16 protein-coding genes are annotated in these 14998 nt (G+C 39.8%); 13 read left to right on the forward strand and 3 right to left on the reverse strand.

The genetic code is table 11. The features are described from left to right. Positions 1 to 4: 4 nt before the first annotated feature. The gene (locus tag AB2U10_RS17405) at positions 5 to 1090 is read right to left on the reverse strand and encodes a type IIL restriction-modification enzyme MmeI (RefSeq protein WP_367916271.1); all 1086 of its coding nucleotides are present in this window, start codon (positions 1088 to 1090) and stop codon (positions 5 to 7) included. Between the two features lie 108 nt (positions 1091 to 1198). Here AB2U10_RS17405 and AB2U10_RS17410 point away from each other — a divergent pair, with 108 nt between their 5' ends. After that, positions 1199 to 2356 (forward strand): tyrosine-type recombinase/integrase, encoded by a 1158-nt coding sequence (locus tag AB2U10_RS17410; protein WP_367916272.1) that lies wholly within the window; start codon positions 1199 to 1201, stop codon positions 2354 to 2356. 393 nt (positions 2357 to 2749) lie between these two features. Here the strand turns inward: AB2U10_RS17410 and AB2U10_RS17415 are convergent, their stop codons facing one another. Further along, positions 2750 to 2932 (reverse strand): hypothetical protein, encoded by a 183-nt coding sequence (locus AB2U10_RS17415; RefSeq protein ID WP_367916273.1) that lies wholly within the window; start codon positions 2930 to 2932, stop codon positions 2750 to 2752. Between the two features lie 291 nt (positions 2933 to 3223). Continuing rightward, positions 3224 to 4465 (reverse strand): recombinase family protein, encoded by a 1242-nt coding sequence (locus AB2U10_RS17420; RefSeq protein WP_367916274.1) that lies wholly within the window; start codon positions 4463 to 4465, stop codon positions 3224 to 3226. Between the two features lie 237 nt (positions 4466 to 4702). Between AB2U10_RS17420 and AB2U10_RS17425 the strand changes: the two genes are divergently transcribed. The 12 genes from AB2U10_RS17425 (at position 4703) to AB2U10_RS17480 (ending at position 14917) form a co-directional block, all read left to right on the forward strand. Further along, entirely contained in the window at positions 4703 to 5011 is a 309-nt protein-coding gene (locus tag AB2U10_RS17425; RefSeq protein WP_493820732.1) for a hypothetical protein, read from the forward strand. Beyond that, a complete protein-coding gene (locus AB2U10_RS17430; RefSeq protein ID WP_367916276.1) occupies positions 5008 to 6021 on the forward strand; it encodes a type II toxin-antitoxin system antitoxin SocA domain-containing protein in 1014 nt (337 codons plus the stop codon). The genes AB2U10_RS17425 and AB2U10_RS17430 overlap by 4 nt, the downstream gene beginning before the upstream one ends. 367 nt (positions 6022 to 6388) lie before the next feature. Beyond that, on the forward strand, positions 6389 to 6562 hold the full coding sequence (locus AB2U10_RS17435; protein ID WP_367916277.1) for a hypothetical protein: 174 nt from the start codon (positions 6389 to 6391) through the stop codon (positions 6560 to 6562). A 272-nt stretch (positions 6563 to 6834) separates the two neighbouring features. After that, positions 6835 to 7083, forward strand: coding sequence for a hypothetical protein (locus tag AB2U10_RS17440; protein WP_367916278.1), 249 nt, complete (start codon positions 6835 to 6837; stop codon positions 7081 to 7083). A 35-nt stretch (positions 7084 to 7118) separates the two neighbouring features. Continuing rightward, a complete protein-coding gene (locus AB2U10_RS17445; protein ID WP_367916279.1) occupies positions 7119 to 7820 on the forward strand; it encodes a toll/interleukin-1 receptor domain-containing protein in 702 nt (233 codons plus the stop codon). Between the two features lie 813 nt (positions 7821 to 8633). Further along, complete coding sequence (locus AB2U10_RS17450) at positions 8634 to 9212, forward strand: porin family protein (RefSeq protein ID WP_367916280.1); 579 nt, start codon at positions 8634 to 8636, stop codon at positions 9210 to 9212. Positions 9213 to 9384: 172 nt separating this feature from the next. Further along, positions 9385 to 10935, forward strand: a complete 1551-nt coding sequence (locus AB2U10_RS17455) for a SulP family inorganic anion transporter (RefSeq protein WP_367916281.1) — start codon at positions 9385 to 9387, stop codon at positions 10933 to 10935. A 266-nt stretch (positions 10936 to 11201) separates the two neighbouring features. Further along, positions 11202 to 12302 (forward strand): sensor histidine kinase, encoded by a 1101-nt coding sequence (locus AB2U10_RS17460; protein WP_367916282.1) that lies wholly within the window; start codon positions 11202 to 11204, stop codon positions 12300 to 12302. Between the two features lie 3 nt (positions 12303 to 12305). Beyond that, on the forward strand, positions 12306 to 13049 hold the full coding sequence (locus AB2U10_RS17465; protein WP_367916283.1) for a LytR/AlgR family response regulator transcription factor: 744 nt from the start codon (positions 12306 to 12308) through the stop codon (positions 13047 to 13049). A 383-nt stretch (positions 13050 to 13432) separates the two neighbouring features. Continuing rightward, complete coding sequence (locus tag AB2U10_RS17470; protein WP_367916284.1) at positions 13433 to 13786, forward strand: hypothetical protein; 354 nt, start codon at positions 13433 to 13435, stop codon at positions 13784 to 13786. Between the two features lie 21 nt (positions 13787 to 13807). Continuing rightward, positions 13808 to 14263: a cupin domain-containing protein gene (locus AB2U10_RS17475; RefSeq protein ID WP_367916285.1), complete on the forward strand. Its 456-nt coding sequence runs from the start codon at positions 13808 to 13810 to the stop codon at positions 14261 to 14263. A 48-nt stretch (positions 14264 to 14311) separates the two neighbouring features. After that, on the forward strand, positions 14312 to 14917 hold the full coding sequence (locus AB2U10_RS17480) for a YceI family protein (RefSeq protein WP_493820735.1): 606 nt from the start codon (positions 14312 to 14314) through the stop codon (positions 14915 to 14917). The last annotated feature ends 81 nt before the right edge of the window (positions 14918 to 14998 follow it).

The raw sequence follows: 14998 nt of genomic DNA on the forward strand, positions 1-14998 counted from the left end.
GTTCTTATTCTTTTGAGAACAGGTCAATGACTTGAGTAGATTTGTTTACTTTAAGCTTATTCATAGAAATTGGCTGTAATTCTATTTCAGTTTTGTGTAACTTGTGATTTAACTGCAAAAGACGATTGAGTATTTCCTTTCTAGCATAAGGATGGATGGTATATCGAATACGATCATTTTCAGGCAAATATTCCATTTCATAGAAGTCATGGTTTAACTCAATATCCTCCCACTCATATTGTTTAAGTATGGCTCTATCTAGCATACAATGAATATATCTGAGCTTTAGTATCGCATCTTTTAGTTCATCGTCTTTATTGTATCCAATTTCATGAAATAAGTTATACAGTTCGGTAAACCCAATACAGAATTTTGTCATTACTGATTTACGGAGTTTATTTAATTCAATTCCAATATCCTTACTTTCTTCATCTAAATGGATTTGCAATGGAAAAGTTTCAAATGCATTAGTTGGAGAATATCTCAATGTAGAAGAACCCATAGTAGAACTATTTTTCCATGCCCATATTTCGTGAATAGAAGAAGAAAATATCGAAAAATGATGAAAAGAGTCTAATGCGAAAGCAATGATTGAATCAGAGAAAACAACATTTTGAGGTTGGAAGTCTATTGCCAAGTACTTGGTATATCTATTCATCACCATGACCTGGTCTAACTTTGATATGGTATTATAAAGAGCCGGACGTTTTTCCCCGTAAATCCACCATTTTTGAGGCAAAGGTCTTCTTAACGCATAGGTTCCTACTATTTCATTGCCATTTTTATCTAATTTCCAACGTTGTCTTTCTGGTTTCACACGCTCTTCAAGTATTTTAAAGCAATCATGATATGTCCTTGCCTTTTCTTCACTCCAATCGAAGAAATTGATGACCCACCGGGAAGGTTTCTGCTCCGGATCATTGTTCAGATCATCGCCGTTTAAGTATGGAAATAGCACATCTTTATTCCTGGGATCTTTATTTAAAAGCCTTTGGGCTTCCTCGGTCGTTAAAACAAAGCCCTTCCCTAATATGATACTACCTTGAAAGCTCTTGTTGGAGTTCGCCTTCAGAGGAAATGGATTTCCCATCACCAGGGAATTAGCTTGTAATAAGCTGATCCATAATTAATAATAAAACAACAAATAGTGATTAAATGAAGTATTTTCTATATTTCGCTTCACAAATACTTCATAAACATGAATAAGAAAATTACATATGCATTTGTGCAAAAGCCGGAAGCCAACAAAAAAGGGCTTTATCCAATTTATTTGAGAGCTTTCCAAAGTGGGAAAAAAATAGAAATCGCTACTTCTATAACACTTACTAATAGGGATTGGTCAGCAATCCGCCAGCGGGTAAAAAAAAGTAACAAGCTCCATGAACGACATAATGCTATTCTCGATGCTTACGATAAAAAAGTACTAAAACTATTAATCAACAACTTCGTTCATGACGAAACACCACTTACACTTCGGCAATTCAAAGACAAAATACTTTCTACGCACCAGACGGATGGTAGTTTTACCGATTACATACTAAATTACCTGAATGAAAATAAAGCCAGGTTGAGAATTGAATCTTGGTGGAGTTATAAATCACAAATTACCAAGCTACTTAAATTTAAAAAGGAAATACTATTTACTGATTTAACGGAACAGTTCATTAATGATTATCATCTTTATATGTTGACGACGTTAGGAAACAATGAAAATACAGCGAGTAAAAGTCTTAGATCACTGCGTACATTTGTAAATATTTCGCTCCGTTATGGATATATGAAAAATAATCCTTTCAAATTCATAACCATTAAAAAAGTAGACGGTAAGCGTGACTTTTTGAGTTTAGAAGAGCTTAATAAATTGTCAGAGGCATATTTTTCGGGTAAAGTCACAAAGTCGATAGAAAAAGAAATTCTACAATATTTCCTGTTTTCATGTTATACTGGATTACGTTACTCAGATTTAAAGACACTCCAGGCGGGTTCAATCGACGGTAATAAAATCAAGATCAATATGCACAAGACCGGATACCTTGTTGTCATTCCCTTAACACAAAAAGCAATACAACTTTTACCACAAAAAATACCATTCGGTACTGAGCCTGTATTTCGCATATATTGTAATAAGGTGACCAACAGAATACTAAAAAAAATTGGTCAGACATACGGTATTCCAAAAAAACTCACTTGTCATGTCGCCAGACATACTTTTGCCACCGCTTCAATAACGTTAGGTATCCCTATTGAGGTTGTGAGCAAACTACTTGGGCATACTAGCCTCAAAACCACTCAGGTTTATGCAAAGATTGTGGATAATGTTAAAGAAAGAGAAATGGAAAAATGGGATAGACTTTAAAGTTTGTAATGCTACTACAAATAAATTGAAGTTGCAAATTTTTGATGTTAGCCCTAAAATTTTACTTCTTTAGGTCATTTTGCTCTTTCTTTTCGATTTTTTGGATTATGAATATCTGAAAAATGTGATAAGTCAATGTCTTGTTTTAAAATTAATTTGTCATAAAGATTAGCTAATACGATCAAGTCATCAAGAAATTGGTTCGAGAAACGTTCAATAGGCTTAAGGAGACACTATACAGTAGCTGTCTCCTTTTTTTGTGCCAATAAAAGTCTCTTACCCAAACTGTTATAGTCGGGTCATCTATGGTTCGATTTTCGTGACTGAAGTTTTTAAGCCAATGTGTGATATTTCTTAAAAAACCTGCTCAAAAATGTCGTTAACCTGTTTTTTCTATAGTTCGATTTCTCCTTGGGGTTTTGAGGCTTTTTCTTCCCCGGCTTTTTTATGATTTTTTGCCATAAGATAAAGAAAGTCCACTATAACGGTTGCTTCATCATCTTCGACTTCAATACCATTTTTTGCTAATATCGCAATTGCACGCCTAACTGAAACCTTTTTATCCGTGAAATTCATATTTATTATTTTTTCACTTGTCGTTTAATTGATAATATTTTAGATAATCCGCCATTTAACCCCAAAGACATATCTCCAGTCTAGAAATCAACCATAAGCGGAGGGATAAGGTTGGCAAGATGCTTTTTATCTGCAGTGTCTAGATTTGGGAACCTTTTAAGAATATGGACAAAAGATCTGCTCTCCAACTGATTTTGTTTATCAATATCTGTTAATTTGACATTGATGTCATTCAACTCTCTTTTCAGAGATTTGGAATTGACATGACATTCCCTTTTTAACGCAGCATAATCATCGGATTTTAGTACATCTGCCACAAATAACTTTCGGGCCTGGGAAAGGAGTGGATTCCTGTTCAATCAGTTTTCTAACGACCTGATTTCGATGCTGTAAATACACTGCCTTTTGTGTACCTGTATTCCAATCTTCTAAGATACTGTTGAATAAATCTATCGCTCCGTTTGAAAGCACTAGTTGCCCAAGTTTACGTTCATAACACTCATTCAAAAAGAGTGCATTGATTCTTGTCTTACATCTTTTCTGACAATGGTAATACGGGTATTTTTTTGTTGAACCTTGGGAAAAGCTTCCACCGAGCTTTCTATCACAGAGAGGGCATACTAAAACTCCTCTTAGATAAAACGTTTCTTTCAATTTGTCTGTTTTAGCGGTAACTTTCCTCTTTGTCGTAATGATACGCTGAACCTCGTAAAACAGTGCTTCTGAAATCAATCGCTCGTGGATTCCCTTCGCCATATCGAGTTCCCTTGATTCTGATTTGATAGGGATAAGACCACAGTAAACAGGATTGCGTATAAGACGAAAAAAATATGAACGGGAGCATTTCAATCCTCTACTGTCTGCCATCTTTCGGACATCCTCAATTCTATGGGTATTCTTGACGAGTTGGAGAAAGCCCCACCTTATAATACCCGCCTCAGGTTGCTTAGGGATAATGATTTTCTTGCCATCCACAGTTGTAAGGTTGATGAAACCCAGGGGAGCTTTGCTCGGATACCTGCCCAACTGTTTTGCACGGCGGATACCGTTTGCCGTGTTCATCGCCCGTCTACTATTTTCTGCTTCCGGTACAGACAGATATACGGCCAGCATGACCGTACTTTCCGGTACGGAAAAATCTATGGGTTGGTCTATCGCCATCGCTGTCGTTCTGTATTTTCGAAGCATAATTATCATTTCATAGGCGTATTCAACATTCCGGCTAAACCTGCCCCATTTGATTAACAGTATATTCTTTTCTTTCTTTGGTTTGTTTTTAACTTCTAAAAATAGTTTTTTCCATTCAGGTTGATTGAAATTCTTGGCAGAGTAGTCTTCACGGTAAATGCCTTTGACTCCGATATTGTTGTACCTGCAATATTTCAGTAACCGTTCTTCTTGTTCTGGTAAGGAATACCCCCTTCTCTTTTGTTCGTCCGTGCTGACGCGGACATATAGTAAGCTGTTTCCGTAAGATAATTCATTTTCCTTTCCATTGTTTAACGAAAAGATTAAACATATCTTTCTGATCATACTTGTCGCTCTATATGCATGACAAACATATATAGCCGCGCGCTTGTGTGGAGACACAGTGTCCATTTTGTTTATTTGAAAATTCAATAAAATACTTTATGGTTGATTTTTAAGAAAAAATGAAACTTTTATTTAACTTTAAAAGTTTTTTATTAAAGTGAATGTTATCGTTAGTCTGCGCACTAGTGAATGGATGAAATAACAGTTCGGAAATTTCTGGAAGACTTTAAAACCAAGATGAAAATCTGGGATATCGTTTTTATGGATAACCGTGCTAAAAACACCCAGGCACTTTTGGAGCTTGAGATAACGCCTGCCCTGCGGAAGAAGATAATTAACGACCTTACTCTGGAAGACTATAGCGAAGGCCCTGTACCAGATCAGCAGTTTATGGGCAATGACCTGTGGGTGTTTGGAAAGGATGTGAAACAGCAGGAGGTATATATCAAGATTACTTTAGGCTATGCTGGAAAAGGGGTGATTTGCATCTCGTTTCATGCGGCTGAGTACCCAATGAAATACCCATTAAAACCCGAAAGGAAATGAAGAAGATAGTAAGTCCGTTCAGTGATAAACTGCTGGATGTAAAAATTAGGGAGGAGCAAATGTCTTTCAGAAAAGACACGTTTAGCGTGCTGTATCACTATTACGAAGATATGGGGGAGCGGTTTACTACTGATGAGCTGGATGAGATAAATTTGAAGCAGGTGTATAATCAGTACAGGGAAAAGTATAACCTGCCCTTTGCTGAAGAAATAAAAAACATACGGGAAAAATACCAGCTTTCAGCCAGTAAGATGGCCGATGTACTGGGTTTTGGTGCCAATATTTACAGACAGTACGAGGCGGGTGAGGTGCCTAGCCAGTCCAATGCACGGCTAATTCAACTGGCGGATGACCCTGGGGAGTTTAGAAAGCTGGTTTTATTAAGCGGAGCTCTGGAAGAAAAGGAACAGGAAAAGGTACTAAAACGAGTAGACCAACTTATTGAAAAGCAAAGCAGGCTTACATTTGATGACCTTATAGCCTGCTATGTATTGGGAGCTAAGAGTAAGCTTACCCGATATAACGGCTACAAAAAACCGGATATAGAGAAGACCTTTAGTGTGATACAGTTTCTTGTCGCGAAACTAAACCCCACTAAAACGGCACTGAATAAGCTACTGTTTTATGTAGATTTTATGCATTTCAGTAAACACAGTGTGTCTTTTTTGGGATTGGAGTATAGGGCCATAGAATACGGTACTGTGCCCAGCCGTTACGAAAGTCTGCTGGAGTACGGGGCTGAAGCCGGCTTTATAACACGGGAAAGATTTACATTAGATAACGGTGGCTATAAGGAAACCTATAATTTAGGCAATCATGTCATATCTGCCACTTTTACTGAGGAAGAGGCTGACACTCTAAAACAAGTGACAGAAAGGTTTAAAACATATACTGCTGCTCAAATCGTAGGTGTAAATCATAAAGAAGAGGCCTGGTTGAGCAATATACAGAATAAATCTATGGTAGATTATAAATTTGCCTATAAATTACTAACTGACAATGTGTCATAAAAAGGATAGCTGGCAAAGGTTTTGGGCTTTCAGGTGTTAAGCAGAGATACGCCCTTTTCTTGCTAGGAATTGAAAAATTATTATTTTATAACTGAAAAATTATAAAGAAGGGATGATATAAAAAGGAAAAATGCTCTCGTGGTCGGCAAACTTTGAAGAGCATTTTTCTACAGATTTTTGGTAGTAGAATCTAGAAGAGACTAATCCATCTCGTTTCAAGCTACCGTGTGTTTTTGTGTTTAAAAACGCCGTAAATCTACAATTTGTTGTTGAACCAACAAAGTATTCAAGCATTTTCTTGCGTTTTTTAATACTACATCGGACTCCTTACTACCTAGTTTTTTATCATTTAAATTTTTTAGTAATCATGGCTACGAATGGAGCAAAAGGCGGAGGACGCCACGGAGCGATTAAGGATCGCTCACAAGTAGAAAATCCTAAAACAGGATTGTATGTTAAAAGAGACACCGAAACAGGTAAGTTTATGGATGTCAAAACAACAGGAGGTAAGTTCAAATCAGTAAGAGACGAAAAGAAATAGTTATGAAAAAATATTATTTAAACCTAGTACCTCAGTCAAATGGTGATTATGAGGTTCATTCAGAGGATTGTATTTTTAAACCGCAGCGGAATTATGATGATTTAAGTTATCATTATTCTTGCAGTTCTGCAGTTACTACTGCTAAGAGTAGGCACCCTTTTAAGAAAATTAACGGATGTTATTATTGTTCTAAACCATGTCACACCACCTAGTAAATAGTTTGATGGTTGTCGAATTCCGGCAACCCCTTTGTTTCATTAAAAAAGATATTTATGTCACATAATACCAAAACAACGTCGAAAAGTATTGCCTCAAAGGCGTCTAAGATTTTAACAAATCCAAGCTCTTCAAGAATCGCAAAAGAATTGGCAGGTTCGGCACTTTCTCAAGCACAGAGAGGCCACCAAACCGGAGCCATTCTAGAAGATAAGGCCTCAAAGGTTTTACAAAGTGATAAGTTCAGTGAGTCGACTAAAGCACTCGCCGGCTCAGTATTATCTCAATCAAATAAGAAGAGATAAAGGAAATAAGTACTTTAAATAAAAAAATAAATATTATGGCAAGATGCACAGCTCCGGTAAATGGACATCGCTCATCAAGTGCGGCAGCGGCGTGTCCAGCATGCGGCAGCAGCTACTCTCGTGGCTACAGATCAGAATCATACTACTCGAATCCTTATTCCTATCCCTATTCTTCGTCTGGGGGAGGCTCAGGACGATCGAGCAGTGGAAGTAGTAGAAATACTAAACCCAAATGGTCTCCAGCAAGTTCTCCCATTCTTTATACACCTGCTGAAGTACGTACACTGACCCCAGTACGTGAAAATGTAGAAAGGAGGTCTTCAATTCCTGACCTTAGAGATGTTTTTCTCTGCCATGCATGGGATGATCGGAAGGAAGCAGCTAAGGACCTACACGATCTACTTGAGTCAAAAGGAGTTACGGTCTGGTTCAGCGAGAAAGACGTTGCTCTTGGTTCAACTTTGCTTAGGGAAATTGATAAAGGGTTAGCAAACTCAAGAGTCGGAGTTGTTCTAGTAACTCCAGCACTATTGAAACGTCTGAAAGGAGAAGGTATAGCAGACAAAGAACTTTCTGCACTTCTGGCACGTGATTTACTGGTACCAATTGTACACAACACAACTTTTGACGATTTACGAGAAGTTAGTCCCTTGCTCGGTTCTCGAAGCGGGCTTAGTACAGCAGACGAGCAAATGATAGGTGTTGCAGCTAAGTTAGCCGAATTAGTCATACTTTAGTATATTATGTTTTCAGGTAGCTATCTTTTTGAGTATTTATTAGCATAACCTCGATAACTTGAGGATTATACTAATCCATCTCATACCTTGAGATAAAATTATCTATTTACATTAAAGTTAATTAATACTATCTTCTTTTAAAGTTCTTTAAAATAGTCAGAATTTGGAGGTGCGTGATGTCTTTAGTATATAGTTATCAACATTGTTTTTATTATTATCAGTATTTTAGAAGTTTAATAAGTTCGAAATTTGTACAATCAGGGTTCACGACAGAAGTACAATTACAACCAAAAAATATTAACCTGCCAAGTCTGCAAGTCTCCTTAAATCCATCAAGAATAAGTTCGAAATTTGTACAGGGAAGTTCACATTGAAAATCAGGCACTTACAAAAATGTAAGTGCTTTTTTTATTCTCCTTTCACAACCTGTTAATCCGATCGGAACAAAAGCAAACCATTGGGAAACATGAATATCGTTTAGCTTCATCTTTTATACTGCATATGACAGGCGCCTGCGCGGATCTCGGGTATTTTAACCCGGCTCTGTCAAGATGATCCGGATGGATGATGCAGAGTGGACCCTTAAGACAGGTTTTATTGGGTGAACTACCCAAAAAGTGTATATTTTACACTTTTAAAGAATTAAGTTTATTGTTGTACAATTTCAACATTTTGAAAAATAATGTCTACATATATTTTATTTTCATATATTTCAACTGTAGATTTGTCGACAGAAATAAGCTGTTCATGTGTTTTGAAACTTTGGGTGGCTTGAGTAAATGTGTAACACAATTTATTTTAAATTCATTATTTATGAAAAGATTAATCGTTTTAGGCCTGTTGCTGACTAATGTACTTTCAGCAAGCGCACAATCATCATTTAGTATAGGCCCGAAAGTAGGCCTGAATATGTCTAACTACACAGGAGGAAACATTAAATCGGACGCCCTGTTTTCTTATCACGTGGGAGGTCTCATGAGTTTCGGATTAGGCAATACATTCTTTGTACAGCCAGAAATTTTGTTTTCTTCGCAGGGTGCAAAAATTGATAACCAGGGCTCAAAAGAAAATTATAAGGTCTCTTACCTGGCTGTCCCTATCATGCTTAAGCTGAGAACCGGCAGCGGACTGTATTTTGAAGCCGGTCCCCAGGTCTCTTTTAAAACCGGTGAAGATGTCAAAGACGAGACGATTGATAAGTTTTCTAAAAACCTGGATTTATCATTAGGAGCGGGATTAGGGTATCAATCTGCTGGAGGTTTTGGGATAGGTGCACGTTATATGGCAGGGATTTCCAAAGTTGGTAATTTTGATGCTCATAATATAAATCCTGACTTTAAGAACAGTTTGCTCCAGGTCAGCTTATTTTATGCTATTCCTTTTGCAAAATAGTAATCCGGTGTCAAAGGTTTATGAACTACATAAACCTTTGATACTTTTATTTGATAACAGCTGGGAGGGTTAGAATCCTGTTTCTGTAGGAGACGGCAGAAATAGTATTACCACTTCGGACAATTACATCGGCGGGAAAAACCTTACATTTGTCCGAAAATATTCAGTATAAATGAGAAGGAAGATTAGGTATTACAGGCTGACCTGGCTCAAATACGATTTACCTGCCGGACTTTCTGTTTTCCTGGTTGCGCTTCCGCTTTGTTTAGGAATTGCATTGGCTTCAGGAGCACCTCTCTACTCAGGACTTTTATCGGGGATTATCGGTGGACTGGTAGTTTCTCTTATCAGTGGTTCACATCTGGGAGTTTCCGGACCCGCTGCCGGTTTGACAACTTTGGTAGCTGCTTCCATCATTTCACTTGGCGACTTTAAAATTTTTTTGCTTGCCGTAATGGTAGCAGGGCTATTTCAGTTAATTCTGGGGTTGCTCAAGCTGGGTGTAATTGCCAATTATTTTCCTTCGTCCGTTATCAAAGGAATGCTGGCTGCCATTGGAATTATTCTTATATCAAAACAAATTCCAATTGCAGTGGGATACGGCCAACCCGACTTTTGGACAAGTGGTTTTACCAAACTGTTTTCTGCAGAAAGTCTTTCAGGTAACTTTGAAAACTTTAAGCAATACACAACAAGAGGAGCGGTTTTAATCACAGCTATATCTTTACTGGTCTTTATTTTACTTCGTCAGCCTTTTGCAAAAAAACTGAAAGTAATCCCGGCGCCTTTGGTGGTAGTCGTCATCGGTATTATAGCAAACTATTTCTTCAGCTATATAGCTTCTGACTTTTCTTTGAGGGAGACTCAACTAGTCAGTATACCTGACAATGTCTTTGCTGACATTTCTTTTCCTGATTTTTCAAAACTTTTCTCGAATATAGAAATCTGGAAAGATGGGCTTAGCATCGGACTGCTTGCTACACTGGAAACTTTGCTATGCGTAGAGGCGGTAGATAAATTAGATAAACGAAACCGAATTACCCCTATAAATCGTGAACTTGTGGCGCAGGGTATCGGTAATATGACTTGCGGGCTTTTAGGGGCAATTCCGCTGACAGCGGTAGTAGTAAGGGGGGCGGCTAATGCAGACGCCGGAGGAAGAACAAAGCTTGCCGCTTTCACACACGGGCTTTTTTTACTGCTTGCCGTTTTATTGGTTCCGGCCCTGCTCAATAAAATTCCTTATGCTTCACTGGCAGCAATACTTCTTATTACGGGTTACAACCTGACAAGGCCGAAACTTTATAAAAATGTCTGGAAATCAGGCAGGAAACAATTTATTCCATTTGCAATTACCATCATTATAATTCTTTTAACGGACTTGCTTATAGGTGTAAGCATCGGTCTTTTAGTTTCTGTTTACTTTATCATTCAGAATAATTTCAAAGCAGAATATAAAATTACGAAAGCCCGACAGGACGGAGTGGAAACTTACTTAATCAAACTTAACAGCAATGTTACGTTTCTTAATAAAGTGAAGTTGCGGAAAACACTGGATCAAATACCGAAACACAGCGCGCTGACTATTGATGGTAGTGAATGCAACTTTATAGACTATGATATTCTGGAGATAATCAGTGAGTTTGATAATAAGGCCCGCGACAGAAATATTGATCTGCGACTAAAAGGAATCAAAAAGGTAGATGTAACTGCGGTACATTAATGGCAGAAAAAGGTAACACCAGGGTTTAGCCGGAGTGTAACCTAAACTGTATCACAGTTGTTTGCTCAGTTTATAGCCATAGCCTCACCAGGAACTCCAAAGCCCGGGAGGTGTTCGCTCTCGTATTATTTTTAAGTATTCAGGATGGGTGGGGTTCAGTTGAGTGATGGTTAAAGGCCATACTTAAGCAAACAATACGGCATTCGTCGCCGAAACCCTTCCTTTATCTACGAATATAGAAAATGTTACCGGTCTGTGTTAATTTTATGATTACAAATAATCGTGATACATTGACAACCCAATACCCGATACTGAAACAGTTGTTCTACTGGCTGCTTTCCTTTGGGCTGCTGTCGGTCATTTACGGCACGGCGTATGGCAGCTATGAGCTGGGCGCTAAAGTAATCCTGCTGTTGCTTCCGGTGCACATGTGCTATTTTTACCTGATTACCTATTGGGTATTGCCGCGTTTTTTCTTTCGCGATAAATACGTTAAAACATTTTTACTGCTGCTGTTGCTGATACCGTTTATCGCAGTGCTCTACCGGCTGGATGAGATTTTTGTATCCAATCCCTACATTTTTAATTATTACACAAGCCACCATATCAAGGTGAATTGGCCCGAAATGAACAAATCGTGGATAAAGCAGTTGTACCGGCCGCTGGATTTTGCCAATGCCGTCGAACGTACCAACACGGTGGTGTGGATTTGCGTGACCCTGAAATTGTTCATCTTATGGAACGAGCGCAAACAGGCGGTGCTGCAGGCTGAGCTTAACTTTTTAAAAGGGCAGCTGCATCCTCATTTTCTTTTCAACTCGCTGAATAACCTGTATGCGCTTTCTTTGGATAACGCGCCCCAGACTCCGGATATTATTTTGGGTCTTTCCAACATGCTCAGGTATGTGCTTTACGAGTGCACGGCAGAACGGGTATTGCTTAAACGCGACATTGAGGCGCTGAAAGATTATATTGAGCTGGAAAGGCTCCGGTATGAGGACCGGCTGGAGCTGAATGTAAATATCAGTGAGCATGCAGATAGTGCGGAAATTGCGCCACTGCTGATGCTTCCGCTTGTTGAAAATGCTTTTAAGCATGGCGCCGCGGAAACCACCGATACGCCGTGGATTAATATTGAATTATATGTTTCCGGCCATACTCTGGCTTTCAAAGTGTCTAACAGCAAACCGGAACAGCGGCTTGTGAAGAACCCTGGCCAGAAGCTTAACGGGGAGATAGGGTTGCTCAATTTACGGAAACGGTTAGAGCTGCTATACCCCGGCCAACACTCGTTCCGGTATTTTGACGAAAGCGACTGCTTCATTGCCGAGCTGAATGTTCAATTATCTTCAAACCCTAAGAAATAAGAGATGAAGATACGCACGCTGATAGTAGATGATGAGCCCCATGCCATGGATATTATAAGGAAGTATGCCACGCATATTCCTGAAATAGAAATTGTGGGCACCTGCAGCAATGCCTTAGAAGCTTTTCAAACCATTCAGCATAATACGATTGACCTCGTATTCCTCGATATTAAAATGCCACGCCTTCTGGGAACCGACCTGGTGCGCAGCCTGAAAACGCCGCCACTGGTTATTTTCACCACGGCTTACCAGGAGTACGCTATTGAGGGTTTTGACCTTAACGCCATAGACTACCTGCTAAAGCCCATCCCGCTGAAACGTTTTCTGCAGGCCATTGATAAAGTAATGCACTTTCTTAACGGCGACGGTAAAAGAGGCGAGCAGGACACGGAAGCTCCGGTTCAGCAGACTCCCGACCATTTCTTATATCTGCGCGTAGAGCGGCGTTTAATAAAGGTGAATACAAAAGATATTTTATGGATTGAAAGTATAAAGGATTATATCAGGGTCATCACCGGGGATAAAACATTCCAGACAAAGCAAAAGATAAGCGTAACCGAAAAGCTGCTGCCCACCGGGGAGTTTATGCGGATTCACCGTTCTTTTATTATTCCTGTCAATAAAATGGAAGGGTACCATCCCAATCACCTTCTTATTGCGGGAAATAAAATCCCCATCGGGCGCAATTACAAACTGGTTTGTGCCGAAAAATTTAATCCCGAAGCAGGTATTTCTCATTCCGAATGAGGCCTGTTTTATTCCCTATTCAGCACAGTTTATCAATATACCCATCAGGCGGGTAACCCGTGAACGGCTGCCACATCCGTAGCGGTTACATCTATTTCGTGCAGCTGTTAAAAGCGTGGCACAGGTTAATCCATTGTACCGAACCTTCCGTAAGCAGGTATAATTATCACTGACTATCGGAATCTCAATCACCCGCCGGTTAACGGCATCTCCAATAACACTCCTGTCTATCATCTGCGTTCGTCCATAAAAACCCGCGTATAACGATGAAAGCGGGCATACATCGCTGCTATTTGTACAGCTGCTGAAATAGCGCCAATCTTGCATTGTAATTATGAAAAAGAAGGATTCGTTCACATTTTTTTAATCAAAAAAAACAAATTATGAAAAGTAGTTTTATGATCGCCTGCACGCTATTGCTGTTCGCGATTGCCCGGGAAGCCGCCTCCCAGGCGCCTTTAAAAGAAAAAAGTAACCCTTACTGGGTTACAGAAACCGGCCCGCGTGCCAACCCTTATACCATCGTCCGTTTGTACGATGAGCAGGACAACCCGTTCCTTGAAATTGTCATGAACGGCTACCGCTTAAAGAGAAACCCGGCCATGATGGAAAGATTAAACCGCCTCGCCAAAGCCGCTGATGCAGATGATGCCGCCGTCATCGCGAGTACATTACGTATCAGAGAATGCCGGGTGTCTTCTGTGAAAAAGAACGATGGGCAGCAAGACACTTTGTAAACATTAAATAAATCATCAATTATGGAATCATGGATAACATCGCCATACAGGAGTTACCAGGGCGGATATTTTCAAACCCTTATTACCCCGCAACAAACCGGCAACAGCCTGGCGTTGCTTGAGCTTACCCTGCCGAAAGGCGCTGAACCGCCACTGCATATCCACACGCGGGAAGATGAAGCTTTTTATGTGCTGGACGGAGAAATAAGCGTAACCGTAGCGGATAAAGTAACAGCACTGAAGCCCGGTGAAATTCTGTTTGCGCCCCGTAATGTGCCGCACTCGTTTAAAATACTTACTGAAAAGGCAACGATTATGAACCTGATTATGCCGGGGACGCTGTGGAATTATTTTATGGAATGCAGCGAGCCGCTTGCTGAAAAGCCTGAAACCGTAGCGCCTGTTGCATTGACGATGGAAAGAGTGCAGGCTCTGCTGGATAGAATCTCCAATGTGTATAAAGTAAATTTTCTATAAACCCTGTAATGCGTAAAAATGAAAGCAAAAACAAAAGTGAAAATAAAAATGAAAACAAAAATGTATGCGGCCCTCATGGCACTATCTGTATTTACGGCATGTTCAGACAAAGATGCCACAGGTCCCACTGATTTTAAAGCAGACGAAGAAACCTCCGCCGTGGAGTGGAAAGGAAGCGCGCCCGACCATTTCCATACAGGCGCGTTTCAAGTATCCGGCAACCTGCAAACCAACGCAGATGGAAAAATAACAGGTGGCGATTTCACCATCCCTATTGCCAGCATCAGCAATTTTGACCTTACGGATCCCGCCATACGGGAACAACTGCTGAGCCACCTGAAAAGCCCCGATTTTTTTAATATGGCGGTGCATCCCAATGCTGAATTTCATATTACAAAAGTAGAGGCGTACGGCAACACGGCCTCCTCTGCCAATACCCTCATTACCGGCGATTTTACCATGATAGGCCAAACCCACAGTATCCGGATACCGGCGGTAATAAAAACGGAGAACAATAAAATTTCAGCGGATGGCGCCTTTAGGCTGAACCGCCTGCAATGGGGTATGAACAGCTTTAACGACCCCGCGGGTGAGCTTTATATTCTGCCGGATATAGACATTACCCTGAAGCTTAATTTCAAAAAATCAGGCTGACAGGCCATGCGCATGCGTGCCGGTGGGTGAATTGATGAAAGTTATAGCTTGATAATAACGAAATGAAAAAATAAAAATTTA

The organism is Leadbetterella sp. DM7, from assembly GCF_040829825.2.
GTDB lineage: Bacteria > Bacteroidota > Bacteroidia > Cytophagales > Spirosomataceae > Leadbetterella.

Bases quoted from the DNA above. Each gene is read 5' to 3' on its own strand.
- AB2U10_RS17465 (WP_367916283.1), top strand. From the start codon at position 12,306: ATGAAGATACGCACGCTGATAGTAGATGATGAGCCCCATGCCATGGAT.
- AB2U10_RS17475 (WP_367916285.1), top strand. From the start codon at position 13,808: ATGGAATCATGGATAACATCGCCATACAGGAGTTACCAGGGCGGATAT.
- AB2U10_RS17420 (WP_367916274.1), bottom strand. From the start codon at position 4,465: ATGATCAGAAAGATATGTTTAATCTTTTCGTTAAACAATGGAAAGGAA.
- AB2U10_RS17405 (WP_367916271.1), bottom strand. From the start codon at position 1,090: ATGGGAAATCCATTTCCTCTGAAGGCGAACTCCAACAAGAGCTTTCAA.
- AB2U10_RS17410 (WP_367916272.1), top strand. From the start codon at position 1,199: ATGAATAAGAAAATTACATATGCATTTGTGCAAAAGCCGGAAGCCAAC.
- AB2U10_RS17440 (WP_367916278.1), top strand. From the start codon at position 6,835: ATGTCACATAATACCAAAACAACGTCGAAAAGTATTGCCTCAAAGGCG.
- AB2U10_RS17430 (WP_367916276.1), top strand. From the start codon at position 5,008: ATGAAGAAGATAGTAAGTCCGTTCAGTGATAAACTGCTGGATGTAAAA.
- AB2U10_RS17480 (WP_493820735.1), top strand. From the start codon at position 14,312: ATGAAAACAAAAATGTATGCGGCCCTCATGGCACTATCTGTATTTACG.
- AB2U10_RS17450 (WP_367916280.1), top strand. From the start codon at position 8,634: ATGAAAAGATTAATCGTTTTAGGCCTGTTGCTGACTAATGTACTTTCA.
- AB2U10_RS17470 (WP_367916284.1), top strand. From the start codon at position 13,433: ATGAAAAGTAGTTTTATGATCGCCTGCACGCTATTGCTGTTCGCGATT.
- AB2U10_RS17455 (WP_367916281.1), top strand. From the start codon at position 9,385: ATGAGAAGGAAGATTAGGTATTACAGGCTGACCTGGCTCAAATACGAT.
- AB2U10_RS17425 (WP_493820732.1), top strand. From the start codon at position 4,703: ATGAAAATCTGGGATATCGTTTTTATGGATAACCGTGCTAAAAACACC.
- AB2U10_RS17445 (WP_367916279.1), top strand. From the start codon at position 7,119: ATGGCAAGATGCACAGCTCCGGTAAATGGACATCGCTCATCAAGTGCG.
- AB2U10_RS17415 (WP_367916273.1), bottom strand. From the start codon at position 2,932: ATGAATTTCACGGATAAAAAGGTTTCAGTTAGGCGTGCAATTGCGATA.
- AB2U10_RS17460 (WP_367916282.1), top strand. From the start codon at position 11,202: ATGATTACAAATAATCGTGATACATTGACAACCCAATACCCGATACTG.
- AB2U10_RS17435 (WP_367916277.1), top strand. From the start codon at position 6,389: ATGGCTACGAATGGAGCAAAAGGCGGAGGACGCCACGGAGCGATTAAG.